21 protein-coding genes are annotated in these 25236 nt (G+C 72.5%); 1 reads left to right on the top strand and 20 read right to left on the bottom strand.

The genetic code is table 11. The features are described from left to right. Nucleotides 1-20: 20 nt before the first annotated feature. The 4 genes from AC529_RS13180 to AC529_RS13165 form a co-directional block, all read right to left on the bottom strand. Nucleotides 21-596, bottom strand: coding sequence for a TetR/AcrR family transcriptional regulator (locus AC529_RS13180; RefSeq protein ID WP_068757097.1), 576 nt, complete (start codon nt 594-596; stop codon nt 21-23). A 92-nt stretch (nt 597-688) separates the two neighbouring features. Continuing rightward, on the bottom strand, nt 689-1618 hold the full coding sequence (locus AC529_RS13175) for an RluA family pseudouridine synthase (protein ID WP_068757095.1): 930 nt from the start codon (nt 1616-1618) through the stop codon (nt 689-691). Continuing rightward, nucleotides 1615-2184 carry a signal peptidase II gene (locus AC529_RS13170; RefSeq protein ID WP_232306728.1) on the bottom strand — a complete coding sequence of 190 codons (570 nt, stop codon included), beginning with the start codon at nt 2182-2184 and terminating at the stop codon, nt 1615-1617. Before AC529_RS13170 ends, AC529_RS13175 begins: the two co-directional genes overlap by 4 nt. Before the next feature lie 229 nt (nt 2185-2413). Then, complete coding sequence (locus AC529_RS13165) at nt 2414-2680, bottom strand: hypothetical protein (protein WP_068757093.1); 267 nt, start codon at nt 2678-2680, stop codon at nt 2414-2416. 372 nt (nt 2681-3052) lie between these two features. Here AC529_RS13165 and ileS point away from each other — a divergent pair, with 372 nt between their 5' ends. After that, the gene (gene ileS, locus AC529_RS13160) at nt 3053-6232 is read left to right on the top strand and encodes an isoleucine--tRNA ligase (protein ID WP_068757092.1); all 3180 of its coding nucleotides are present in this window, start codon (nt 3053-3055) and stop codon (nt 6230-6232) included. A gap of 289 nt (nt 6233-6521) precedes the next feature. On the opposite strand, the gene AC529_RS13155 is transcribed toward ileS, so the two are convergent. The 16 genes from AC529_RS13155 to AC529_RS13080 form a co-directional block, all read right to left on the bottom strand. Further along, on the bottom strand, nt 6522-7895 hold the full coding sequence (locus tag AC529_RS13155) for a hypothetical protein (protein ID WP_068757090.1): 1374 nt from the start codon (nt 7893-7895) through the stop codon (nt 6522-6524). Nucleotides 7896-7957: 62 nt separating this feature from the next. Beyond that, a complete protein-coding gene (locus AC529_RS13150; RefSeq protein ID WP_068757088.1) occupies nt 7958-8809 on the bottom strand; it encodes a DivIVA domain-containing protein in 852 nt (283 codons plus the stop codon). 131 nt (nt 8810-8940) lie between these two features. Continuing rightward, nucleotides 8941-9246: a YggT family protein gene (locus tag AC529_RS13145; RefSeq protein ID WP_068757086.1), complete on the bottom strand. Its 306-nt coding sequence runs from the start codon at nt 9244-9246 to the stop codon at nt 8941-8943. A 39-nt stretch (nt 9247-9285) separates the two neighbouring features. Next, a complete protein-coding gene (locus tag AC529_RS13140) occupies nt 9286-9798 on the bottom strand; it encodes a cell division protein SepF (RefSeq protein WP_068757083.1) in 513 nt (170 codons plus the stop codon). A 119-nt stretch (nt 9799-9917) separates the two neighbouring features. After that, entirely contained in the window at nt 9918-10640 is a 723-nt protein-coding gene (locus AC529_RS13135) for a YggS family pyridoxal phosphate-dependent enzyme (protein ID WP_068757081.1), read from the bottom strand. Then, nucleotides 10637-11359 (bottom strand): peptidoglycan editing factor PgeF, encoded by a 723-nt coding sequence (pgeF, locus tag AC529_RS13130; protein ID WP_068757079.1) that lies wholly within the window; start codon nt 11357-11359, stop codon nt 10637-10639. Before pgeF ends, AC529_RS13135 begins: the two co-directional genes overlap by 4 nt. A gap of 68 nt (nt 11360-11427) precedes the next feature. After that, nucleotides 11428-12795, bottom strand: a complete 1368-nt coding sequence (gene ftsZ / locus AC529_RS13125; RefSeq protein WP_068757077.1) for a cell division protein FtsZ — start codon at nt 12793-12795, stop codon at nt 11428-11430. 352 nt (nt 12796-13147) lie between these two features. Continuing rightward, nucleotides 13148-13876 carry a cell division protein FtsQ/DivIB gene (locus tag AC529_RS13120; protein ID WP_068757075.1) on the bottom strand — a complete coding sequence of 243 codons (729 nt, stop codon included), beginning with the start codon at nt 13874-13876 and terminating at the stop codon, nt 13148-13150. 61 nt (nt 13877-13937) lie between these two features. After that, nucleotides 13938-15356 (bottom strand): UDP-N-acetylmuramate--L-alanine ligase, encoded by a 1419-nt coding sequence (gene murC / locus AC529_RS13115; RefSeq protein WP_068757073.1) that lies wholly within the window; start codon nt 15354-15356, stop codon nt 13938-13940. Continuing rightward, nucleotides 15353-16492 carry an undecaprenyldiphospho-muramoylpentapeptide beta-N-acetylglucosaminyltransferase gene (murG, locus tag AC529_RS13110; protein ID WP_068757071.1) on the bottom strand — a complete coding sequence of 380 codons (1140 nt, stop codon included), beginning with the start codon at nt 16490-16492 and terminating at the stop codon, nt 15353-15355. The genes murC and murG overlap by 4 nt, the downstream gene beginning before the upstream one ends. Next, nucleotides 16489-17865: a putative lipid II flippase FtsW gene (ftsW, locus tag AC529_RS13105; RefSeq protein ID WP_068757069.1), complete on the bottom strand. Its 1377-nt coding sequence runs from the start codon at nt 17863-17865 to the stop codon at nt 16489-16491. The genes murG and ftsW overlap by 4 nt, the downstream gene beginning before the upstream one ends. A gap of 205 nt (nt 17866-18070) precedes the next feature. After that, the gene (murD, locus tag AC529_RS13100) at nt 18071-19483 is read right to left on the bottom strand and encodes a UDP-N-acetylmuramoyl-L-alanine--D-glutamate ligase (protein ID WP_068757067.1); all 1413 of its coding nucleotides are present in this window, start codon (nt 19481-19483) and stop codon (nt 18071-18073) included. Nucleotides 19484-19486: 3 nt separating this feature from the next. Next, nucleotides 19487-20542: a phospho-N-acetylmuramoyl-pentapeptide-transferase gene (mraY, locus tag AC529_RS13095; RefSeq protein ID WP_068757065.1), complete on the bottom strand. Its 1056-nt coding sequence runs from the start codon at nt 20540-20542 to the stop codon at nt 19487-19489. After that, entirely contained in the window at nt 20539-21951 is a 1413-nt protein-coding gene (locus AC529_RS13090; protein ID WP_068757063.1) for a UDP-N-acetylmuramoyl-tripeptide--D-alanyl-D-alanine ligase, read from the bottom strand. The genes mraY and AC529_RS13090 overlap by 4 nt, the downstream gene beginning before the upstream one ends. 362 nt (nt 21952-22313) lie before the next feature. Continuing rightward, the gene (locus AC529_RS13085; protein WP_068757061.1) at nt 22314-23918 is read right to left on the bottom strand and encodes a UDP-N-acetylmuramoyl-L-alanyl-D-glutamate--2,6-diaminopimelate ligase; all 1605 of its coding nucleotides are present in this window, start codon (nt 23916-23918) and stop codon (nt 22314-22316) included. Between the two features lie 239 nt (nt 23919-24157). Then, the coding region (locus AC529_RS13080; protein WP_198156416.1) for a peptidoglycan D,D-transpeptidase FtsI family protein at nt 24158-25236 on the bottom strand (1079 nt) is incomplete at its 5' end.

Genomic DNA, 25236 nt, shown 5'->3' with positions numbered 1-25236 from the left:
GCGGCCGTCCCGGTCCCGGGTCAGGGGCGCTCCAGCAGCCGCACGACCGCTTCGCCCGCCCGGTCCAGCGGCTCCCTGCTGCGGGTGGCGCGCGCCAGCAGCAGCGCCCCCTCCACCAGGGAGAGCACCGACCACGCGTCGGCCTCGGCCCGGGCGGGCTCCCACCCCTCGGCCAGCAGGCGTTCGGCGACGACCGCCTGCCAGGAGCGGTAGCCCTTCCGGCAGACGGCGTGGACGCGGTCGTTAGTGGCCGCGACGTCGAGCGCCACGGTGGCCAGCGGGCAGCCCTTGGTGAAGCGCGACTCCTCCATCCGGGCCGCGAAGGCCCCGACTAGGCTGCGGGCGTAGTCGGCCAGGTCCGCGCGCTGCTGCGACAGCTCCCGCAGCAGCGCGGCCGTCTCCTCGGCCGCCTTCTCCAGCGCGGCGGCGACGAGCTCGTCCTTGCCGCCGGGGAAGTGGAAGTACAGGGACCCGCGCGGCGCCCCGCTGACCGCGAGGACCTGGTTGAGTCCCGTACCCGAGTAGCCGTGCGTCTCGATCAGCTCCCGAGCGCCGTCGACGAGGCGCTCCCGTGTCGCCGCTCCCTTGGTGCCCACGCCGAAACAGTAGACCAATCTACATATTTTTTTCCAGCGGCCGCGGCGCCGCCGCCTCCCCGTCGGCCACGCGCGGGGAGGCGCAGCCGCCGTCAGGTCTCGGCGCGCAGGATCTCCAGCGCCTTGTCCAGGTCCTCCGGGTAGGGGCTCTCGAACTCCACCGGGCGGTGCTCGGTGGGGTGCTCGAAGGACAGCCGGACCGCGTGCAGCCACTGGCGGCGCACCCCCAGGCGCTGCGCCAGGGTGGGGTCGGCGCCGTACAGCAGGTCGCCCACGCACGGGTGGCGGATCGCCGACATGTGCACCCGGATCTGGTGGGTGCGGCCCGTCTCCAGGTCGATCTCCAGCAGGCTGGCCGCGCGGAACGCCTCCAGCGTGTCGTAGTGGGTCACCGACGGGCGCCCGCCCGACACCACCGCGAAGCGGCCGTCGCCGGAGGGGTGCCGGTCGATGGGCGCGTCGATCGTGCCGCGCAGCGGGTCGGGGTGCCCCTGCACCAGCGCGTGGTAGGTCTTGTGCACCGTGCGCTCCTTGAAGGCGCGCTTGAGGACGCTGTAGGCCACCTCGCTCTTGGCCACCACCATCAGCCCGGTGGTGTTGGCGTCCAGGCGGTGCACGATGCCCTGCCGCTCGGCCGCGCCGCTGGTGGCGACCGTGACGCCGGCCGCCAGCAGGCCGTCCAGCACGGTCGGCCCGGTCCAGCCGACCGTGGGGTGGGCGACCACGCCGGTCGGCTTGTCCACCACGACGATGTCGGCGTCCTCGTACACGAGGGTCATGCCCGGCACCGGCTCGGGGCGCGGCGCGGGCGCGCTGGGCGGCGGGGGCAGCGTGACGTCCAGCCACGCGCCCGCGCTCACCCGGTCGGACTTGGCGGCGGTCGCGCCGTCGACCAGCACGTTGCCCTCGGCGATCAGGTCGGCGGCGCGGGTGCGCGACAGGCCGAACAGGCGGGCGATCGCCGCGTCCAGCCGCTCGCCCTCCAGCCCGTCGGGCACCGGCATGCTCCGGTGGTCGCTCACGCTCCCCCTCCTCGCTCGGTGTTCTCCGTCCGGTCGGCCTTCGTCTCGCGGGTGCCGTCGATGTTGACCCCGCGGAAGGCCAGCAGCACGGCGAGCACGCCGCCGCAGACGATCGCCGAGTCGGCGATGTTGAACACCGGCCAGTAGGGCAGTTGGATCCAGTCCACCACGTGGCCGTGGAGCGGGGACGGCGGCTGGAACAGCCGCTCCGCCCACGTGCCCGGCGCGTCCGGTCCCACCAGCGCCGAGGGGATCTCGCGGGTGGCGGGCCGCCACACGCGGTCGATGAAGTTGCCGGCGGCGCCGCTGAGGATCAGTCCGAGCGCCACCGCCCAGCCGACGCTGCGCAGCCGGGGCGCCGTCCACAGGATGTAGCCGATGACGCCCACCATGATCAGGCTGAACACCCAGGTCATGCCGGTGCCGATGGAGAACGCCGCGCCGGGGTTGAACACCAGGGTCAGCTTGAGCAGGCCGCCCAGCAGCACCACCGGGTCCTGCGGCGAGAAGTACGCCAGCGCCAGCTCCTTGGTGGCGAAGTCGGCGACCAGGGGGAGGGCCGCCACGGCCAGCAGCAGGCCGATCCGGCGCGGCCGGACCGGCGGGGAAACGTCCTGGGTGTCCTGGGTGCCCCGGGCGGGGTCGACGTCGCTCAGCGGAACTCCTCAACGTGGGGTGCGGTGCGGCGCCGCTCCCGTACTCTCGCGGCCGTTGTCGGTCCGTCCGCACGGCGTGCGGGCCTGCCTCATTGTATGCACCCGCGCGCCCGCCCCCTGCGGGGCCGCGCGCCGCCCGCTACCGCTCGACGTGCGCGAACCCGCCGTACTCCTCGGCCAGCGCGGCCAGGCCGTCCTCGTCCAGGGCCGCGGGGGCGCCGCCCGGCCCGGTGCGGACCTCCACCACCCAGTCGACGTCCTCGGCGTCGTCCTCGCCCGCGTACATGTCCCGGTGCACCGTGCACGGCGCGTAGCCCTGCTCCAGCAGTTGGCCGGCCAGCTCCTCGGCGGCGTCGCGCTCCGCCAGCGTCACCAGCACGGCCCCCTCGTGGGACGCTCGTGTCACCTGTTTCCTCCTCGGTCTCGTGGGTTTCCGCGTCAGTATGCACCGGCCGCGTCACGGTCGGAAAACGGCGCGGGCGGCCCTCCCGGGGTGGGTTATCCTCGAGCCAGCAAGGCGTTGATGGGGACGAGTACCGGCGGACACAGCCGTGAGCGACCCGGGGACGGTGGAAGCCCGGGGGTATGCCCGCACGGGAAGATCACCCCGGAGCCGCCGGAAGAACGGCGCCCGAAGGCGCCCAGTAGAACCGGCAGCGTCAGGAACGAAGTGGGACGCGCGGCGCCCGGCCGCGCGGCCAAGGAGGGTGGTACCGCGGGGCCTGCCGCCTCGTCCCTCCGTCAGGTGACCGACACCCCTGATGGAAAGGTACGCCACGTGTCGAAGGAGTCGACCCGACCGTTCCCCGCGCTGCCCGCCCAGATCGACCTGCCCTCGATGGAGCACGAGGTGCTGCGGCGCTGGACGGAGCAGAAGATCTTCGAACGGTCCCTGGAGCAGACACAGGGCGGCCCGAGCTGGGTGTTCTACGAGGGTCCCCCCACCGCGAACGGCACCCCCGGCGTGCACCACGTCGAGGCGCGCGTGTTCAAGGACGTCTTTCCCCGCTTCAAGACGATGAAGGGCTTCCACGTCGACCGCAAGGCCGGGTGGGACTGCCACGGCCTGCCCGTCGAGGTCGCCGTGGAGAAGGAGCTGGGGCTCTCCGGCAAGAAGGACATCGAGGCTTTCGGCGTCGCCGAGTTCAACGCCCGCTGCCGCGAGTCGGTGCTGCGCAACGTGGACGCGTTCACCGAGATGACGCGGCGCATGGGCTACTGGGTGAACATGGACGAGGCCTACCGCACCATGGACCGCGAGTACGTGGAGTCGGTGTGGTGGGCGCTCAAGCAGATCTGGGACAAGGGCCTGCTGGTGCAGGACTACCGGATCAGCCCCTACTGCCCGCGCTGCGGCACCACGCTGTCCGACCACGAGCTGGCGCAGGGCTACGAGACCGTCACCGACCCGTCGGTGTACGTGCGCTTCCCGCTGACCTCCGGCCCGCTGGCCGGCGAGGCGGCGCTGCTGGTGTGGACCACCACCCCGTGGACGCTGGTGTCCAACACCGCCGTGGCGGTGCACCCGGAGGTGGAGTACGTGGTGGCCACCGACGGCTCCGAGCGGCTGGTCGTGGCCGAGCCGCTGCTGGGCGCCGCGCTCGGCGAGGGCTGGGAGCCCACCGGGCAGCGGTTCACCGGCGCCGAGATGGAGCGCTGGACCTACCGGCGCCCCTTCGAGCTGGTGGAGTTCGACACGCCCGCGCACTTCGTGGTGCTCGGCGACTACGTCACCGTCGAGGACGGCACCGGCCTGGTCCACCAGGCGCCCGCCTTCGGCGCCGACGACATGCAGGTCTGCCGCGCCTACGGGCTGCCCGTGGTCAACCCGGTGCGCGCCGACGGCACCTTCGAGGAGCACCTGGACCTCGTGGGCGGCGTGTTCTTCAAGACCGCGGACAAGGCGCTCGTCGCCGACCTGAAGGAGCGCGGCCTGCTCTTCGCGCACCTGGCCTACGAGCACAGCTACCCGCACTGCTGGCGCTGCCACACGCCGCTGCTGTACTACGCGGTGCCGTCCTGGTACATCCGGACCACCGCGATCAAGGACCAGTTGCTCGCCGAGAACGAGAAGACGAACTGGGTGCCCGGCAACGTCAAGGACGGCCGCTACGGCGAGTGGCTGCGCAACAACGTCGACTGGGCGCTGTCGCGCAGCCGCTACTGGGGCACCCCGCTGCCGATCTGGGAGTTCCCCGACGGGCGGCGGATCTGCGTGGGCTCCCTCAAGGAGCTGAGCGAGCTGAGCGGGCAGGACCTGTCCGACCTGGACCCGCACCGCCCCTACGTGGACGACATCGTCATCCCCGACCCCGACGCCGACCCGTCGCTGCCGCTGGAGCAGCGGGTGGCCCGCCGGGTGCCGGAGGTCATCGACGTGTGGTTCGACTCGGGCGCGATGCCGTTCGCGCAGTGGGGCGCCCCGCACCGCAACCAGGAGAAGTTCGAGGCGAACTTCCCCGCCCAGTACATCTGCGAGGCCATCGACCAGACCCGCGGCTGGTTCTACTCGCTGATGGCGGTCAGCACCCTGGTGTTCGGCAGGTCCTCCTACGAGAACGTGGTCTGCCTGGGCCACATCCTCGCCGAGGACGGCCGCAAGATGAGCAAGCACCTGGGCAACATCCTGGAGCCGATCCCGGTGATGGACCGGCACGGCGCCGACGCCCTGCGCTGGTTCATGGCGGCCAGCGGCTCCCCGTGGATGCCGCGCCGGGTCGGGCACACCGTGCTGGAGGAGATCGTCCGCAAGGTCCTGCTGACCTACTACAACTCGGCGTCCTTCTTCACCCTGTACGCGGGCGCGGGCCAGGGGTGGAGCCACGACCGGCTCGCCGACGCCCCCGCCCCCAAGGACCGGCCGCTGCTGGACCGCTGGCTGCTGTCGGAGCTGAACTCGCTGGTCAAGACGGTCGACGACGCGCTGGAGCGGTTCGACCCGGCGATCGCGGGCCGCGCGCTCACCGCGTTCATCGACGACCTGTCGAACTGGTACGTGCGCCGGTCGCGCCGCCGCTTCTGGGCGGGCCCCGACACCCCCGAGGGGGCGTCGGCGTTCGCGACGCTGTTCGAGTGCCTGGAGACCCTCACCCTGCTGATGGCTCCGATCGTGCCGTTCATCACCGACCACGTCTGGCAGGCGCTGCGCCGCCCCGACGCCCCGGAGTCGGTGCACCTGGCCTCCTGGCCGAAGGCCGACGAGTCGCTGATCGACCCGGAGCTGTCGGAGCAGATGGCGCTGGTGCGCCGCCTGGTGGAGCTGGGGCGGGCCGCCCGCGTGGACTCCGGACAGCGGGTCCGCCAGCCGCTGGCGCGGGCGCTCGTGGGCGCCAGGGGCTTCGAGGCGCTGCCGGAGCAGTTGCGGGCGCAGATCTCCGAAGAGCTGAACGTGGTGCAGCTCGACCCGCTGTCGGTGGTCGGCGACCTGGTGGACTACTCGGTCAAGCCGAACTTCCGCGCGCTGGGCAAGCGGTTCGGCAAGGGCACCCCGCGGGTCGCCCAGGCCATCCAGGGCGCCGACGCCAAGGCGCTGGTGGAGCGGCTGCGCGCCGAGGGCTCGGCGACCGTGGAGGTCGACGGCGAGCAGGTCGTGCTCTCCGCCGACGAGGTGCTGGTCACCGAGCAGCCCCGGGAGGGCTGGGCGGTGGCCTCGGAGTCCGGTGAGACGGTGGCGCTGGACCTGGAGCTGACGCCGGAGCTGCGCCGCGCCGGGCTGGCCCGCGAGGTCGTCCGCCTGGTGCAGGACGCCCGCAAGTCCAGCGGGCTGGACATCTCCGACCGCATCGAGCTGTGGTGGTCGTCCGCCGACGAGACGGTGGCGCAGGCGATGGCCGAGCACGCCGAGACGATCGGCGGCGAGGTGCTGGCGGTCTCCCTCACCGAGGGTCCCGGCGCCGACGACGCCTACGAGGTGGTCTCGGAGGAGTTCGGCATCACCCTGCGGCTGCGCAAGGCCTGATCCGACCGGAGCGGGGCCGCGGACCGGGACCGGTCCGCGGCCCCGCCGCTGTTGTCGGGCTGTCCGGGACGGCGGAGCCGCTGCGGGGCCCGGTCCGGAGGACAGCAGGACGGTTCCGGGGGTGGTCTGCGGCCGTCGGGCCGCGCCCGGGGTGCGGGACACGGCGGCTGGTGCGTCCCGCGGGTCCGCCCGCAGCGGCGGGCGTGCGGCGGCGCGAGGAGGGGGCCGGGACGCCCCCGTGAGGGGCGGATGCTGCGCCCTGGGAAGCGGGCGGGGCGCGCGGGCGTCGTCAGTCCGCGGCGTCGGGGTCCTTGGCCGCGGTGCCGTCGCGGGAGGTGTCGGTCCCGGCGGAGCCGGTGGGCCGGCCGCCGTCGGGCTCCTCGGCCGCGTCGGCGTCCGTGCCGGGGGAGTCCAGGTCCGCGCCGGTGGGGGTCCAGCGGGCGGCGAGCGCGGCGATCGCCGCGGCGGAGACGTTCTTGCTCTCGCTCTGCTCCCGGGTGGGCAGGGCGAAGGGCGGGCTCCACTCGGCGGGTTCCCGGAAGGTGATCTCGCCGAGGTCCTCCGCGTCGTCGGAGCTGCCGGGGTCGGTGTCGTCGTCTGCGGAGGCGGTCTCGTCGGCGTCGACGGCGGTGGCCCCGTGCAGGCCCACGGGAACCGGCATCGTCATCGTGGCGTCGGGATCCGCGTCGTCGTCCGCGGCCTCCTCGGCCCCGGTGTCCGCCTCCGCGGCGCCCGTGTCGTTGGAGCCCTCGTCGGCAGAGTCGGTGTCGGCAGAGTCGGTGTCGGCAGAGTCGCGCGCGGCCCCGCTGTCGCCGTCGGAGCCGTCGGGGCGGTCCGCCTCGGAGGAGCCGGTGTCGGCGGAGGGCGCGGTGTCCGCGCCGCCGTCCGGTTCCGCGGCGGCCTCCGCGGCCTCGTCGTCCGCGGCCTCCTCGGTCCTGACGGCGGTGGCCCCGTGCAGGCCCACGGGAACCGGCATCGTCATCGTGGCGTCGGGATCCGCGTCGTCGTCCGCGGCCTCCTCGGCCTCGGTGTCCGCCTCCGCGGCGCCCGTGTCGTCGACGTCCCCGTCCCGGGAGTGCTCCGCGGCCTCGTCGGGCGCACCGGAGCCGTCGGTTCCGGCGTCCTCGGCCGCGGCCGCGGTGCGCTGCGGAATGGCGTCGTCGGAGTGGTCGGCCTCGGGGCCGTCGGCCGCGGTCGATCCGTGCGGCTCCGCCGCATCGGACCCGACCGCGCCGGAGGCCCCGGGAGAGGCCGGGGAGAACGCCTCCCGCACCGGTTCGGCGACCGGCGCGGGGACGGTGGTGTCGGGGTCCCCGGTCCCCTGGACCGCCACGGGGAGGCCGCCGACGTCGGCGACCGGAGCCACCTGGCCGGTGGCCGCCACCATGCTCGGAGGCGGGACGGACGCCTTCCCCAAACCGTCCGTCCGTGCCTGTCCCGTCATGGCCCCGTGGAGTCGGGCATTCCGGTGATCGGGCAGTGCCGCTGCACGGCCCGGCCCGAACAGGGTCTTCCTGTTGCGGACGAACTCCACCGCGAGCAGCACGGCGGACAGGCCGCCGAGCGCCAGCGCGATGTTGACCAGAGTCAGCTCTGCGAGCGCCAGTGCCACGCCGATCACGACGAAGGCCGCTACGACCAGCACCAGGCAGACGATGATCACCGGGTGAATGCCTTCTCAGGGTTCAGGGGCGAGTTGGACCGTGTGTTCTGCGGACCGTCCGCTCAGTGACGGTCGTGCGGATCACCCGGGTGGTAGCCGTGCGGCGCCGGCTCGGGCGAAGCGAACGGGTTCGGGGTCCCCGGGCTGGTGTGCTGGAGCGACGGGCTGCCCCCGGTGGGAGGCGACATGGTCTGGAAGCCACCCGTGGTGTTCGGGTTGCCGTAGTCGGGCGCTCCCTCGTTGAGCTCACGCAGTTGGCGCTCGAAGTAGTCCTTGAGACGGCTGCGGTACTCGCGCTCGAAGTCCTTGAGAGCGGCGACCTTGTGCTCCAGCTCGTCGCGCTGCTGCACGAGCGACCCCATGACCTGGCGGTGCCGCTCCTGGGCGTCGCGGTCCAGGTTCTCCGACCGGGCACGGGCCTCGTTGATGATCTGCTCGGCCTGGCGGCGCGCCTTGCCGAGGATGTCCTCGGCCTCGTGGCGGGCGCGGCCCAGCGTCTCGTCGGCCTCGCGACGGGCGTCGGAGATGGCCTGGTCGGCGGTCTGCTGGGCGAGGGCCAGCACCCGGGCGGCGGTGTCCATGTTGTCCTCGCCGCCGGGCAGTCCCATGGTGGGAGCGGGGGCCGGCTCGGGCGGACGCATCGGCTCGGGCTGCCGCATGGGCATCTCGGCCTTGGGGGCTTCCTGGGGAACGGGGGGCTCCTGGGGCTGGAAGTCGTTCATTCCCGCGGGGGGAACCTTGCCGCGCAGGCACTCTGCGAGCTTGCCGCGCAGCTCCTCGTTCTCCTGGATCAGACGATCGAGCTCGGCTTCGACCTCGTCGAGGAAGGCGTCGACCTCTTCTTCGTCGTATCCCGGACGCAACCGGGTCGTACTGAACTGTTTATTGCGTACATCCGCAGGTGTCAGCGGCATGTTCGTCTCCTTGGCGCGCTTGGACTCCGTCCGTAGGGACGCTACCTGATCGTGACCTTATGGCACTCCAGATCATGACCAAGACTCATGTATCGGAACCGGAGCCTACCTTTCTGCCGTCTCGGGTCTCGCTACATGGTCAGGACAGACGTCACGACCTGGAGGAGGATCGACACCACAAGGAACAGGATCATGAAGCTCAAGTCGAGCGCGACACTCCCCAACCTGATGGGTTTGATGAAGCGACGCAGGAACTTGAGCGGCGGGTCCGTGATCGTGTAGGTCGTCTCGGCCAGAACCAGGACCAATCCGGCGGGCCGCCATGATCTGGCATACATCTGAACCAGGTCGAACACCAACCGTCCGATCAGCGCGAACAGGAAGAGGTATAGGACGAAGATCAGAACGTTGCCGAGCACGACTTGGACGATGTTCACTCCCGTACTCCGGCTGCCTCGCTCAACGTGTCTGCTGCTCTAACTCTGATTGAAGAACCCTCGCTCAGCGATACGTGCTTTGTCTTCAGCGGTCACCTCAACATTAGCCGGAGACAACAGGAACACCTTGTTGGTCACCCGTTCGATGCTCCCGTGGAGGCCGAAGATCAACCCCGCCGCGAAGTCGACCAGCCGCTTGGCGTCACTGTCAACCATCTCGGTGAGGTTCATGATCACCGGGATGCCTTCACGGAAATGCTCTCCGATAGTACGCGCTTCGTTGTAGGTCCGGGGATGGAGTGTCGTGATTCGGGCGAGATCTGCGGTGGCCGGGGCGGAACGACGCTCGTTTCGCGACGAGGGGTGATCAACCGAATCCGCTACGGAGTCGTCTCGGGCTTCGTCACGGGGACCGCGCTTCCGGACGGGCCGCTCGTCGACGGCCTCGTCGAAGTCCTCGAAGTCATCGTAGTCGTCGGCATAACGGTGATCGTAACGGTCGTCCTCCACGAGGCCGAGGTAGACCGCCATCTTGCGCATCGCGCCGGCCATCTCTTGTCCTCCGTCGTCCCTGTGGTGATTCACCGCAGATGACTTGTCGATGGATTCGGTCCCCATCCACCCCCTGAGCGGAGGGAACAGCGTGTGCCCCCAGGGTCCATCTGGGGACATTACCCCACGATCAACCTCCGATCGCCAAGCAACGCCGCACCTATTCTCAGATGTGTCGTTCCCCGCTCCACCGCGGCCTCCAGGTCCCCGCTCATGCCGGCGGAGATCGTCGTGGCATGAGGGTAGCGAGCCCGAAGGTCGTCGGCGACTGCTTTAAGCTGGTCGAACGCGGCTCTCGGATCCCCCTCGCGGGGTGCGACGGCCATCACACCGCCCAGAGTGAGCCCCTCCTCCGCCTCGACCGCCTCTGCCAGGGCCGGGACGTCCGCGGGGTCGGCTCCGCCACGGGGGCCGATCACCCCCTTCTCGGAGTCGGGATCGAGGTTGACCTGCACCAGGCAGGTCAGGGTGCGCCCCGCGGCGCGGACCCTGCGGCCCAGCTCCGTGACCAGCCGGGCGCGGTCCACGGAGTGGACCACGTCGGCGTAGCGCACCACCGAACGGGCCTTGTTGGTCTGCAACTGTCCGACGAAGTGCCAGGTGAGATCGAGATCACGGCATTCGGCGGCCTTCGGGGCGGCCTCCTGGTCCCGGTTCTCGCCCACGTCGCGCAGGCCCAGCTCGGCGAGAATGCGCACGTCAGAGGCCGGAAAGTGCTTCGTCACCGCGATCACCCGGACCTCCTCGACCGCGCGCCCGGCCGCCGCGCAGGCGGCGGCCACCCGTTCCCGGACCCGTTCCAGGTTCGCGGCGAGCTGGGCGCGCCGCGCGTCCCCGCTCACGGGAGCCTCCAGATGTACCCGGCGAACCGGCCGGTGGTCGAGTCGCGACGGTACGAGAACAGGTCGGGGCTCTCCCGGGTGCACCGAGCATCATGGGTGACATTCGCCACACCCAGGCGTTTCAACTGTGCCGTGACACCCGCCCGGATGTCCACCCCCGGAGTGCCCTCCTGTGTGGTGCATCTCGCCTCCGGCACGGCGCGGGCCACCTCGTCCTGCATCTGCCGGGGCACCTCGTAGCAGCGTCCGCAGATCACCGGGCCGAGCAGCGCGGTGCACCGCTCCGGGCGGGCGCCGTTGCGCTCCATCTCCGCGAGCAGGGAGGACACCACCCCGGCCACCATGCCCGGACGGCCCGAGTGGGCCGCGCCGACGACCCCGGCCTCGGGGTCGGCCACCAGCAGCGGCAGGCAGTCGGCCACCAGCACCGCCAGGGCGAGCCCGGGCTCCGTGGTGACCACGGCGTCGACGTCCCCGGCCCGGCCGGAAGCGGTCACGGTCACCGCGTCGGCGCCGTGGACCTGGTTCATCCACACCACACGGTCCGGCGAGAGGCCGAAACCGGCCGCGGCCCGTCTTCGGTTCTCGGCGACCGCCTCGGGATCGTCCCCGACGTGGTCGCCCAGGTTCAGGGTCGCGTACGGCTCCCGGCTGACCCCGCCGGCGCGCCCGGTGAACCCGGCGCGCACACCCGGGGCCAACTCGACCACGGCGCCCATGACGCGAGCACCTCCTCATCGTTCGGGGGGCAGCCTGGCCGCTCCGGGCGGAGGGGCCAGGGGGACGGCTACTTGAGGAAGTCCGGGACGTCGAGATCGTCGCCCTCGTCGAAGACCACCCGGCGCCGCGGCGTGGGGATCTCGCTGGTTCGGGAGAACGGGCTGTCGGAGGGGCGGGGACGGCTGTAGCTGCTGTCGCCCACCGGGTGGATGGCGCCCGGGCGGTAGGGGCGGTCCTCGTCCCGGGACTCCTTGGCCTCCCCGGACGCCGGGTCCTCGGACTTGGCCTGCTCCGTCTTCGGCGTCTCGGCGGAGGCCCCGGCCTCGCGGCCCGGTTCCGGATCGGGGCGCGTCACGGCCTCCGGCAGGGAGGGCTTCACGGGCCGGGGAGGCTCCGCGGTGCGGGCCGCGGCGGACGGTTCGGGCCGCCGCTCCGGCTGCGGCGGGGTCGGCGCGGCCGTCGTGCGGGCCGGGGGCGGCGCCTCCACCTGGGGCTCGTCGAACCCGGCCGCGATGACCGTGACCCGCACCTCGTCGCCGAGCGCGTCGTCGATGACCGCGCCGAAGATGATGTTGGCCTCCGGGGCCGCGGAGTTGGCCACCAGTTGGGCGGCTTCGTTGATCTCGAACAGGCCCAGGTCGGAGCCGCCCTGGATGGACAGCAGCACCCCGTGGGCGCCGTCGATGCTGGCCTCCAGCAGCGGCGAGGAGATCGCCATCTCGGCCGCCGCGACGGCGCGGTCGTCGCCCCGGGCCGAGCCGATCCCCATGAGCGCCGACCCTGCGCCGGACATGACCGACTTGACGTCGGCGAAGTCGAGGTTGATCAGGCCGGGAGTGGTGATCAGGTCGGTGATGCCCTGCACACCGGACAGCAGCACCTGGTCGGCGGCCTTGAACGCGTCCAGGACGCTGACCTGGCGGTCCGAGATCGACAGGAGCCGGTCGTTGGGGATGACGATGAGCGTGTCGACCTCCTCACGCAGCATCGCGATGCCCGACTCGGCCTGGGTGGCGCGCCGCTTGCCCTCGAAGCTGAAGGGTCGGGTGACCACGCCGATGGTGAGCGCCCCCAGCGAGCGGGCGATGTTGGCGACCACCGGGGCGCCCCCGGTTCCCGTGCCGCCGCCCTCGCCCGCGGTCACGAAGACCATGTCGGCGCCCTTGAGGACCTCCTCGATCTCCTCGCGGTGGTCCTCGGCCGCCTTGCGTCCCACGTCGGGGTTGGCGCCCGCGCCCAGACCGCGGGTGAGTTCGCGGCCGACGTCGAGCTTGACGTCGGCGTCGCTCATGAGCAGCGCCTGAGCGTCGGTGTTGATGGCGATGAATTCGACGCCCTTGAGACCCTCTTCGATCATGCGGTTGACGGCGTTGACGCCGCCGCCGCCGATTCCGACGACTTTGATGACCGCGAGGTAGTTCTGCGGTGCTGCCACGACGAGGGGCCTTTCCGCTCGCTTCTTGCCAACTCCGCCGATCCCCCGGGAAGAGCGACCGTGGGGGGCGTCCCTCCCGGGACCGGATCGACGCGAAAGCTGTCCGGTTCTGCTTGCTTCGGTGGTTCCGGGCGTCTCCGGGGAGGCGTCCGGGGGCCGGGGGACGGACCGTGCGGGCACGTCCGCTCCCCGTCCGTGCCACAGGGTGACACGGCAGTACTCGTAGTTATGTCAACTAAAGACTGTGCTTTCCGACAGTAAGCCGCCACCCTGGTGAGGGGCAACTAACCACCGTCCTCAGCCTATCGGCGTGTCGCACGGCCGAATGCCAGGCACCGCCGCAACAGCGCGGCTACCGGACGACGGCGACGCCCTCGGCGCTCACGTCGTAGTGGCGGCCCGGCTCGGGCGGGTGCTGGGCCATGAGCACCTCCAGCGTCCGGGCCTTGTCCGCGCCCCGCTCCGCGTCGCCCCACATCACCGTGGTGCCGTCGGCCAGCTCCAGGGTGATGCGGGCGCGGTCGGTGGCCACCACGGTGTCGACCCGCTCGGCCAGCTCCCGGGGCAGGTGGCCGACGATGTCGGCGCTCTCCGTGACCGCGGGGTTGCCGTGGACCTCTCCGGCGACCCGGACCAGGGGGTAGTCCTCGGGGCGGGCGTCGGACTCCGTGATCCGCACCCCCTCGCGGTCCACCAGGAGGTAGCCGCCCTCCACCGCGATGCCGAGCACGGGGACGCGCTCGGTCACCTCCAGGCGGAGCGTGGCGGGCCAGCCGCGGTGGACCTCCACGGACTCGACCAGGCGCAGTGCGGCCACGCGCGCCGCGACCTCCTCGGTGTCGACCCGGGCCAGCGGGGTGCCGGTGGCCACGTCCGCCGCGGCCGCCACCTCGGCCTCGGTGAGCCGCTCCACTCCGCTGACCTCGATCTGGCGGACGACGAGCAGCCGCGAGCCGAACAGCAGCCAGAGCACGGCGCCGACCAGGCCCGCCAGGAGCAGGACGACGAAGGCGACCTGCCAGGGGTCGGACTGGCGGCGCGCGACGGGGGCGTCCGTCTCCCGCTGCTCCTCGGCCGTCACCCTCCTCCTTCCGGTGCCTGCGGTCGGCGGTGCACCGCGAGGCCGTCCGCGGCGCACCGCCTCACCCCAGTGCGGCGACGATCTCCGGACCGAGCTCGGTGACGTCCCCGGCGCCCATCGTCAGCACGATGTCGCCCGGTCGCGCCACCGACGCCACGCGCCGGACGGCCTCCGCCCGGTCGGGCTGGTAGCAGACCCGGTCGTGGCCGACGCGGTCGGTGATCAGCTCGGAGGTGACCCCGGGCTCGGGGTCCTCGCGGGCGGCGTAGATCCCCAGGACGACGACCTCGTCGGCCTTGGTGAGCGCCGCGGCGAACTCGGCGGCGAAGATGCGGGTGCGGCTGAACAGGTGGGGCTGGAACAGCACCACGACCCGTCCCTCCGGGCCGCCGGCCGCGGCGCGCGACCGGAGTGCGGCGCGCGCGGCGTCCAGGTCCGCGGCGATCTCGGTGGGGTGGTGGGCGTAGCTGTCGTAGACGCGCACCCCGCCCGCCTCGCCCTTGAACTCGAAGCGGCGCGCCGTGCCCGCGAACTCGGCGAGCCCTTCGACCGCGACCTCGGGGTCGTGGCCGAGCTCGTCGGCGACGGCGACGGCCGCCGCGGCGTTGAGCACGTTGTGCCGCCCGGGCACGGCGAGGGTGCAGTGCACCGGGTCGCCGGAGGGCGGGTGCAGGGTGAACTCGGTGGTGAACCCGGCGGCCGCGATGTCGGAGACCCGGTAGTCGGCGGTCTCGGACTCGCCGTAGGTGAGCACCTTGCGGCCGCGTTCGCGGGCGACGTCGGCGACCCGGCGCGCCCCCGGGTCGTCCACGCCCACCACGAGGGTGTCGGAGACCCGGTCGACGAACGCGGCGAAGTTGGCGTGGATCTCCTCCAGGCCGCCGTAGTTGTCCAGGTGGTCGGCCTCGACGTTGGTGACCACCGCGATCCTGGGCGACAGCATGAGGAAGGAGCCGTCGCTCTCGTCGGCCTCCACCACGATGACGTCGCCCGCGCCCGCGTCGGCGCCCAGCCCGGTGGTCACCAACTGCCCGCCGATGACGTAGCCGGGCTCGGCGCCCAGGTGTTGCAGCACCACGGTGATCATGGACGTGGTGGTGGTCTTGCCGTGGGTGCCCGCGACCGCCACCCCGTGCCGGTCCAGCAGCAGCGCGCCGAGCGCGGCGGCGCGCGGCAGCACGCGCAGGCCGCGGGAGCGCGCCTCGACCAGCTCCGGGTTGGTGTCGCGGACCGCGGAGGAGACCACCACGGTGTCGGCGGTGCCCACGTGCTCGGCGGCGTGGCCGACGTGCACGGTCGCGCCCAGCTCCTCCAGCTCGCGCAGCAGGGCGCTGTCGCGCGCGTCGCTGCCGGACACCTCGACGCCGCGTTGCAGCAGCACGCGGGCGATCCCGGACATGCCGGCCCCGCCGATCCCGACGAAGTGGACCCGTCCCAGTTTGTCGACCTCGACCGGCTCGGTCGGTTCGACCAGGCTCATCGGGCGTCTCCCGGTTCCTCTGAGTAGTCGATGGGCATGTCCACCCCGGACCGGTCGCCGTTGGCCACCGCGATGACCTCGCGGGCCAGCGCCATGTCGGCGTCGCGGCGGCCCAGCCGCGACGCGGCCTCCGACATCGCCACGAGCCGGTCGGTGTCGAGGAGCAGCGGGATCAGCTGCTCGCGGATCCACTGCGGGCTCAGCTCCGAGTTGGCCACCATGATGCCGCCCCCGGCCTGCACGATCGGCTCGGCGTTGAGCCGCTGCTCGCCGTTGCCGATGGCCAGCGGGACGAACGCGCCGGGCAGGCCCACCGCGGTCAGCTCGGCGCAGGTGAGCGCGCCGGAGCGGCACATGGCCACGTCGGCGGCGGCGTAGGCCAGCTCCATCTCGTCGACGTAGGGCACCACCACGTAGGGGACTCCGCCGCGGGTGCGGTCCTCGGGGCCGTCGGCGTTCTTGGGGCCGACCACGTGCAGCACCTGGATGCCGGCCTGGTGGAAGTCCTCGGCGCACTCGAAGGCGGTCTGGTTGATGACCTGGGCTCCCTGGGAGCCGCCGAAGATCAGCAGGGTCGGCAGGTCGGGGCGGAGGCCGAGCTTGGCGCGGGCCCGGTCGCCCGCGGCCAGCCGGTCCAGGGTGGAGATCCGGGTGCGCAGGGGGATGCCGATGTAGCGGCCGTTGCGGATCTCGGTGTGGGGGTGCCCGGTGAACACGTGCGGGGTGAGCCGCGCGCCGAGCCGGTTGGCCAGACCGGGCAGCGGGTTGGCCTCGTGCACCACGATCGGGATGCGGCGGCTGCGCGCTGCCAGGTAGCCGGGGGTGGCCACGTAGCCGCCGAAGCCGACGAGGACGTCGGCCTGGATGCGCTCCAGGTGCTTGGCCGCGGTGCTGATCGCGTTGGCCAGCCGACCGGGGACCGACAGCAACTGGGGGGTGAGCTTGCGGGGCAGCGGCACCGCGGGGATCAGCGCCAGTTCGTAGCCCCGCATGGGGACGAGGCGCTGCTCCAGTCCCCGCTCGGTGCCCAGGCACAGCACCTGGGTGTCAGGGTTGATGCGCCGCAGTGCATCGGCCAGGGCCAGTGCGGGTTCCACGTGTCCGGCCGTGCCGCCTCCGGCGAGGACTACCCTCATCGTCGCCGATTCCTCCTCGCTTGAACCTGCGTCGGGCGTGTCTTGGGAGCCCGGTCGGCGCGTGCGGACTCACGGCCCGCGCCGTTACCCAGGCCCAGCCAGCTTAGAGCCCTTTGCGTATATGTCGGACCCCGAGCCGCCAACGCCTGGCGTGCGGCGGGCTCGTTCCTGGCCAGCGTCAGCAGCACGCCCATGCCCAGCATCGTGGGGATGAGGGCGGAGCCCCCGGCCGAGACGAAGGGCAGCGGAATGCCGGTGACCGGGAGCACTCCGATGACGGTGCCGATGTTGACCATCGCCTGGACGCAGATCCACGTGGTGACCGCCACCGCGGTCAGCCGCACGAAGGGGTCGGCGGCCCGGGCGGCCACGCGCAGCCCCGAGTAGCCGAGCACCCCGAACAGCCCGATCACCAGGAGAGTGCCGAGCAGGCCGAACTCCTCGCCGATGATCGCGAAGATGAAGTCGCTCTCCGGGTGCGGCAGGTGCCCCCACTTCTCCCGGCTCGCGCCGATGCCCAGCCCCAGCAGTCCGCCGGTGCCCATCGCGTAGAGGCCGTGCAGCAGTTGGTAGCCGCTGTTGAACGGGTCGGCCTCGGGGTTGAGGAAGGCGGTCAGGCGCTTGAGCCGGTAGGGCTCGACGGCGATCATGATGACGACCAGCAGCCCGACCAGGCCGACCACGCCGAGGAACAGGCGTCCCGGCACGCCGATGATCCACAGCAGCGCCACCAGCACCGCCATGAGGACGAACGAGGTGCCCAGGTCGCTGCCCATGAGGACGAGCAGCACCAGGACGCCGCAGCCGGGCAGCAGCGGCACCAGCAGGTGCCGCCACTCGCTCAGCTCCCGCAGCTCCTCCTTGCGGGCGAGCACGTTGGCGCCCCACAGCGCGAAGGCGAGCTTGGCGGGCTCGGACGCCTGGACGGTGATCCCGCCGATCTCCAGCCACCGGCTGGCGCCGTAGTACTCGACCCCCTGGAAGACGGTGAGGACCAGCAGCAGGACGGAGACCAGCATCAGCGGCCCGCCCAGTTGCCGCAGCGCCCGCACCGGCAGGCGGGAGGCGAGCAGCATCAGCGGGATGCCGATGAGCGCGGCGAACGCCTGCTTGAGGAAGAGGGAGAACGCCGACCCGGTCTCGGTGTAGGAGTCGACCATGGAGGAGGACAGCACCATGACCAGGCCGAACCCGATGAGCAGGGCGCCGCTGCCGAACAGCAGGTAGTAGGAGGTCAGCGGACGGTCCAGGAGCCGGGTGAACTCGCGGGCGCGGCCGAGCACGGCTCTGTCGGCCGTCCCGGTCCGCGGCGCGCGCCGCGCCCGGGCTGCGCCGCCCCCGGCGGCAGGGGGGACCGATGTCGTGGCCGCCATGTACTTCCTCCCGCCCACGCCTGCTGGTGACCCTCGGTGCACAGTGCACCCGGTGCACCAGTCTGACGGCTGAGGGCGGCGGGGACGCGCACATAACCGGCGTGTTGGGGTTTTTTCTGACAGGACCGGGCGGGGGACGCGCAACTCGCCAGAAGGTTCACGCGCCCCCGGCGTCGATACGGCACCGATTCGGTCGCGGTCCGGTTCAGGAGGAGGCCAGTGCGCGGACCTCCCGGGCGAACGCGTTGCCGCGCTCGGAGTAGTTGGGGAACATGTCCATGGAGGCCGCCGCGGGGGCGAGCAGCACCGTGTCGCCCTTCTGCGCGAGCCGTGCCGCCGCGGCGACCACCTCGGCCATCGCGCCCTCGTCGGTGCGCGCCACGTCCACGACGGGCACGTGCGGCGCGTACTTCTCCAGCGCCTCGCGCAACTGCTCGCGGTCCGCGCCCAGCAGCACCACGCCGCGCAGCCGCCCGGCCGCGTCCCGCACCAGGTCGGTGACGTCGGCGCCCTTGAGCAGCCCGCCGGCCACCCACACCACGGAGGGGTAGGCGGCCAGGGACGCGGCGGCGGCGTGCGCGTTGGTGGCCTTGGAGTCGTCGACGTAGTCGACGCCGTCGACGGTGGCCACGTGGGCGATGCGGTGCGGTTCGGGGCGGAAGGCGTGCAGGCCCGCGCGGACCGCCTCGGGGGCCGCTCCGGCCGAGCGGGCCAGCGCGGCGGCGGCCAGCGCGTTGGCGACGTTGTGCGGCGCGGCCGGGACCACGTCGGCCAGCGTGGCCAGCTCCACCGCGCCGGTGCGCGGGTCGGGCACGAAGGCGCGGTCCACCAGCAGGTCCTCGACCAGGCCGAGCTCGCCCGCGCGCGGCACGCCCGTGCCGAAGCCGACCAGCGGGGCCGCGGGGTCGCCGTGGGTCTCGGCGAGCGTGCGGATGAGCGGGTCGGCGGCGTTGACCACGCGCACGGTCCCCGGACCGTAGATCCTGGCCTTGGCCGCGGCGTAGGCCTCCATGCCGCCGTGCCAGTCCAGGTGGTCGGGGGCGATGTTGAGGATCGCGGCGGCGTGCGGGCGCAGCGTGGACGACCAGTGCAACTGGAAGCTGGACAGTTCCACGGCGAGCACGTCGTAGCGCTCCTCGCCGGTGGCGAGCACCGCCTCGATGACGGGGGTGCCGACGTTGCCGACGGCCAGGGCGCGGCGCCCGTCGGCGCGCAGCATCGCCTCCAGCATGCGGACCGTGGTGGTCTTGCCGTTGGTGCCGGTCACGGCGAGCCAGACCTGGTCGGCGGGGCGCAGCCGCCAGGCCAGTTCGACGTCGCCGATCACCTCGATCCCGGCGTCGGCGGCCGCGGCCAGCACGGGCGCGTCGGGCCGCCAGCCGGGCGAGGTGACCACGAGCTCGGTGCCCTCGGGCAGGCCGACCTCGCCGAGTTCCACGGTGGCGCCGAGGTCGCGCAACTGCCGGGCGCGTTCCCGGTTCGCCTCGTCGTCGCGGCCCTCCACGACCGTGACGCGGGCGCCCCGCTCCAGCAGCGCCCGGGCGACCGGGGGTCCGGAGACCCCCAGCCCGGTCACGCAGACCCGACGTCCTCCCAGCTCCGTCGTGGTGTCAGTCATCGCTTACCGTGGCATCCATTCCAGGTAGAACAGGGCGATCGCGGCGGCCACGAACAGCCCCTGGATGATCCAGAAGCGGATCACGATGGTGGTCTCGGCCCACCCCTTCAGCTCGAAGTGGTGCTGGAGGGGGGCCATGCGGAACACCCGCTTGCCGGTGAGGCGGAACGAGCCGACCTGGATGATCACCGAGGCGGTGATCAGGACGAACAGGCCGCCGATGACCAGCAGCAGCAACTGGGTGCGGGTGGTGATGGCCAGGCCCACCAGCAGGCCGCCCAGCGCCAGGGACCCGGTGTCGCCCATGAAGATCTTGGCGGGGGGAGCGTTGAACCAGAGGAACGCGATACAGCCGCCCAGCGCGGCGGCGGCCACGACGGCCAGGTCCAGGGGGTCGCGCACGGTGTAGCAGTTGGGCTCCAGCGCGTTGATGCAGCTCTGCCGCAACTGCCAGTTGCCGATGATGACGTAGGCGACGAGGGAGAGGATGGTCGCCCCGGTGGCCAGTCCGTCCAGGCCGTCGGTGAGGTTGACCGCGTTGGAGGTGGCCACGATCAGCAGCAGCGCCCAGATCACGAACAGCCACACCGCCATGGGCGGGCCGAAATCGCGCAGCAGCGACAGGTGGGTGGAGCCCGGCGTGTAGGTGTAGGAGTTGGGGAACATCGTGACGCCGACGGCGAAGCCCACGCCCACGATGACCTGGCCGAGCATCTTCGCGCCGCTGCGCAGGCCCAGGCTGCGGCGCTTGTAGATCTTGATGAAGTCGTCGAGGAAGCCGACGCAGCCCAGTCCGACGAACAGGAAGATCACCAGTACGCCGGAGACGGTCGGCGGGGTCATCGTCACCCCGTGCGCGCCGAAGTAGCCGACGACCGAGCCGAAGATGATGGCGATGCCGCCCATGGTGGGCGTGCCCTGCTTGGTCTTGTGGCCCTGCGGGCCGTCGTCGCGGATCTCCTGCCCGAACTTGAAGCGGTACAGGATCTTGATCAGCGGGGGCATGAGGAGGAAGGAGACCAGCAGGGAGATCCCCGCGGCCGCGATGATACCGGTCATTCGGCGGCCTCCACACCCATGAGCTGCTCGGCTACCTGTTCCAGACCGGCCACTCGTGATCCCTTCAGCATGACGATGTCCTTGGGTCTGAGACGCTCCCCGAGCACCGCGACCGCCTCCGCCACGTCGGCGACCGCCACGGTCTCCCCTTTCCAGTCGGCGACCGAGGCGGCCCCGTCCGCGATGCCCGCCGCCTGGTCGCCCACGGTGACGAGGACGTCCACTCCGCTCTCGGCCGCCAGGCGTCCCACCCGCTCGTGCTCGGTGCGGTGCGCGGGGCCGAGTTCGGCCATGTGGCCCAGTACCGCGAAGGAGCGGCGGCCCGTGGCCAGCGCGGCCAGCGTGCGCAGGGCCGCCGCCATGGACTCGGGGTTGGCGTTGTAGGCGTCGTTGACGACGGTCACCCCGTCCGGCCGCTCGGTGACCTCCATGCGCCAGCGGCTCACCGGCCCGGCCTCGCCCAGGGCCTCGGCGATGTCGGCGGCGTCCCTGCCCAGTTCGTGCAGGACCGCGGCGGCGGCCAGGGCGTTGTGCACCTGGTGGGCGCCGACCAGGCGCAGGTGCACCGGGGCGGAGGCGCCGCCGACGACGAGGGTGAAGCGGGGGCGCCCCGTCTCGTCCAGGTCGACTCCCTCGGCCCGGACGTCGGCGGTCGCGGCCAGGCCGTAGGTGACGACCCGGGCCGCCGTGCGCCCGGCCATGGCGGCCACCGCGGCGTCGTCGGCGTTGAGGACGGCCACGCCGCCCTGCTCGGCGGGGGGCAGTGCCTCGACGAGCTCGCCCTTGGCGCGGGCGATGGTCTCGCGGTCGCCGAACTCGCCCATGTGGGCGCTGCCGACGTTGAGCACGACGCCGATGCGCGGCGGCGCGATCCGGCACAGGTGCGCGATGTGCCCCACGCCGCGCGCGGCGACCTCCAGCGCGATGAAGCGGGTGGTCTCGTCCGCGCGCAGGACGGTGAGCGGATGGCCGATCTCGTTGTTGAACGACCCCGGGGGAGCGACGGTGGGGCCGATCCGTCCCAGCACCTGGGCCAGCAGGTCCTTCGTCGTGGTCTTCCCGGACGAGCCGGTGACTCCGATGACGTCGGCGCCGGGGAGCTCCGCCACGACCGCGCGCGCCAGCTCGGCCAGCGCCGCCACGACCTCGTCGTCGCCGCCGTCGACCAGCAGGTGGGGGACGTCCACCGGGCGGGAGCACAGGACGGCTGTCGCTCCGGCCGCGACCGCGGCCTCGGCGAAGTCGTGGCCGTCGACCCGGGCGCCGCGCAGGGCGACGAACAGCGAACCGGGAGCGGCCTGCCGCGAGTCGACCACCACCGGGCCGTCGACGATGGCTGCGGGCTGCGCCGATCCGCATAGTCGTGATCGGGTGATCTCGGCGATCCGATCGAGCGTCAGCGCGATCAAATCCACTCCTCAAGTCGGGCCCGGTCCACCACGCTCGAAGCGTCGTGATTGACAGTGAACAGCGTGCGAGAAACGGGGATGCTGCACAAAAGCCGCGAAGCGGCATGCGGACGCCACGGTGCCGGGCTGAGATTGCCGCACCTAACCTTAGAACAAGATCGACGACCCGGGTTGCGCTCAGACCCGAATGTGGCACGAGTGAGACCCGTTGTGGACCCGATGTCCGAAAACCGGCCCTCCGGGCGATGGATATGCACCTGTCCCCTACCAGCCCGGACCGGTGGCCGGACCGCCGTCCCGCGGCCGCCGTGCCCCGGGGAGCGGGCGGGCCCGGCCTCCGCGGGGCGGCGCCGGGCGGCGGGTCACTCCCCGCCCACCCGCCAGCGCAGCGCCTCGCGCAGCACCTCGCGGTCGTCGAAGGGCAGCACCCGGTCGCCCACGTACTGGCCGCGCTCGTGCCCCTTGCCGGCCACCACGAGCACGTCTCCGGGCTTGGCGCGCTCCACCGCCAGCTCGATCGCGGTGCGCCGGTCCGGTTCGACCGTGATGCGGGCGCGCTGGTCCACGGGGACCTTCGCCACGCCCTCCAGCATGCTGGTGACGATGGTGATCGGGTCCTCGCTGCGGGGGTTGTCGTCGGTGAGGACGACCGCGTCGGCGAGCCGGGCCGCCGCCTCCCCCATGAGCGGGCGCTTGCCCCGGTCGCGGTCCCCGCCGCAGCCCACCACGATGGTCAGCCGCCCCTTGGTGATCGACCGCAGCGAGGTGAGGACCGCCTCGATGGCGCCGGGCTTGTGCGAGTAGTCGACGACGGCGGTGAAGTTCTGCCCCTCGTCGATCCGCTCCATGCGGCCGGGCACGCCGGGCGCCGCCGCGACCCCGTCCAGGGCGGTGGGCAACTGCACGCCCGCCTCGATGAGGGCGACGATCGCGGCCAGGGCGTTGGAGACGTTGAACGGGCCGGGCAGCCGCACCGAGGCGTCCATCTCCATCCCGCCGGGGCCGACCACCCGGAACCGGCTGCCCTCCGGTCCGAGCACGACGTCGGTGGCGTACCAGTCCGCCTCGGCGTCGCCCGCGGCGGAGAACGTGGTGACCGGGATCGCGCCCTGTTCGGTGATCCGGTCGACGAGCTCCCGTCCGAAGGTGTCGTCCCGGTTGACCACGGCGACCTTGGCGAACTCGGGGGTGAACAGCCGCGCCTTGGTGTCGAAGTAGTCGCGCAGGTCGGAGTGGAAGTCCAGGTGGTCCTGGGAGAGGTTGGTGAACACCGCGACGTCGTAGCGCACGCCGTCGACCCGGCCCAGCGCCAGGGCGTGGCTGGAGACCTCCATGGCCACGCCGTCGACCTCGCGTTCGCGCATGAGGGCGAACAGCCCGTGCAGGTCGGTGGCCTCGGGGGTGGTGAGGGAGGAGGCGACGCGCTCGTCGTCCACCCGGATCTCCACGGTGCCCACCAGGCCGCTGCGCAGGCCCGCGGCACGCAGCCCCGACTCCACCAGGTAGCTGACCGTGGTCTTGCCGCTGGTGCCGGTGATGCCGATCAGCAGCAGCTCCCCGGCCGGGCGGCCGTAGATCCAGGCGGCCACGTCCCCCAGCAGGGCCCGCGGGTCGGGCACGGTGATCACCGGCAGCCTGGTGGCCGCGGCGCGGTCGTAGCCGGCGGGGTCGGTGAGCACGGCCACGGCCCCGGCCCGGGCGGCCTGCTCGGCGAACTTGGCGCCGTGGACGCGCTGCCCCGGCAGGGCCGCGTAGAGGTCCCCGGGGCGCACCGCGCGGGAGTCGTGCGTGATGCCGCTGACGAGGACGGAGGCGACGTCGTGGGGCTGCTCCGGCTCCGCGGCCTGCGGGGCGGCCGCGCTGCCCAGCGGAGGCTCCAGGGGGTCGACGCAGGTGACGAAGGCGTCCGGGCCGAGCAGCGGGACGAGTTCGGACAGCGGACGGGGCTGGACGTGTTCGGGTCGCATTACGGGTGACACCTCGTGAGGTTATCGGTTCACCGCTGGTGGAGGTCAATTCTCCGCGGAGACGTTCGGCTCGGGGAGCGCCGTGCCCGCCCGGTCCGTCGCGGGCGCGGTGCGGCCGGCTCCGCTCCGGGACCGGCGGCGTCAGGCGTCGGGGACGTCCGCAAGCATCGGGCACCGCGCCGTCGCCTGGCAAGCGATCCCGGCCGGTGTGTCCGGCACCGGTTCGGCCGTCCCGCCGCTCACTCCACCAGGCGCAGCGCGGGCGGCCGGGTGCCGGTCGGCGGCACCTGGAGGGTCTTCAGCGCGAACGACATCACGTCGGTGAAGACCGGGGTGGCCGCCTCGCCGCCGTAGTACTCGTCCTGCGGGCCGTGCAGCACCACCAGGACGACCAGCTCGGGGTCGTCGACCGGGGCGAGGCCGACGAAGGAGCTGACGTAGCCGCCGCCCTCGTAGCGGCCGGTGTCGGGGTCGATCCGGTTGGCGGTGCCGGTCTTGCCGCCGACCCGGTAGCCGTCGATGCGGGCCTGGCCGGCGGTGCCCATGTCGCCGGTGACGGCCTCCAGCATCAGCCGGATCTCGGCGGCGGTCTCGGCGCTGACCACCCGTTCGCTCGCGGGCCGGGGCGCGGGCTCGAACTCGCCGTCGGCGTCCACCGTGCCCGCCACGAGCGTGGGCTCCACCCGGACGCCGTCGTTGGCGATGGCGGCGTAGGCGGCGGCCAGTTGCACGGCGTTGACCGAGAGGCTGTGGCCGAAGGAGACGGACGGCAGGTCGGTGCCGGACCACCCCTGCGGCTCGGTGAGGATTCCCGTGTTCTCGCCGGGCAGGTCCAGCCCTGTGGGGCGGCCGAACCCGAACCGGCGCAGGTAGTCGTACATCCGCTCGGCGCCCACCTGCTCGCCGATCTGGATGGCCCCGACGTTGCTGGAGGTGGCCATGATCCCGTTGACGGTGAGCCGCTGGGTCGGGTGCGGGGAGGAGTCGCGGAACACCTGGTCGTAGCGGCGGACGGAGCTGGGGACCGTGAAGACGGTGTCGGGGGTGACCAGGTCCTCCTCCAGCGCCGCGGCGACGGTGACGACCTTGCTGGTGCTGCCCGGCTCGAAGGCGTCGGCGACCGCGCCGTTGCGGCGCTGCTCGGCGCTGACCGAGGCGAAGTCGGCCTGGTCGTAGGTGGGGTAGTTGGCCATCGCCCTGATCTGGCCGTCGCGGGTCATCACGACGACCGTGCCCGCCTCGGCGTCCAGTTGCTCGACCCGCTCGGTGAGGGCCTGCTGGGCGTACCACTGCAAGTCCAGGTCGAGGGTGAGCCGGA

This window comes from Thermobifida cellulosilytica TB100, assembly GCF_001517975.1.
GTDB lineage: Bacteria > Actinomycetota > Actinomycetes > Streptosporangiales > Streptosporangiaceae > Thermobifida > Thermobifida cellulosilytica.
The sequence above is the reverse complement of the archived record's forward strand: the minus strand, read 5'-3'. Positions and strand labels throughout refer to the sequence as shown.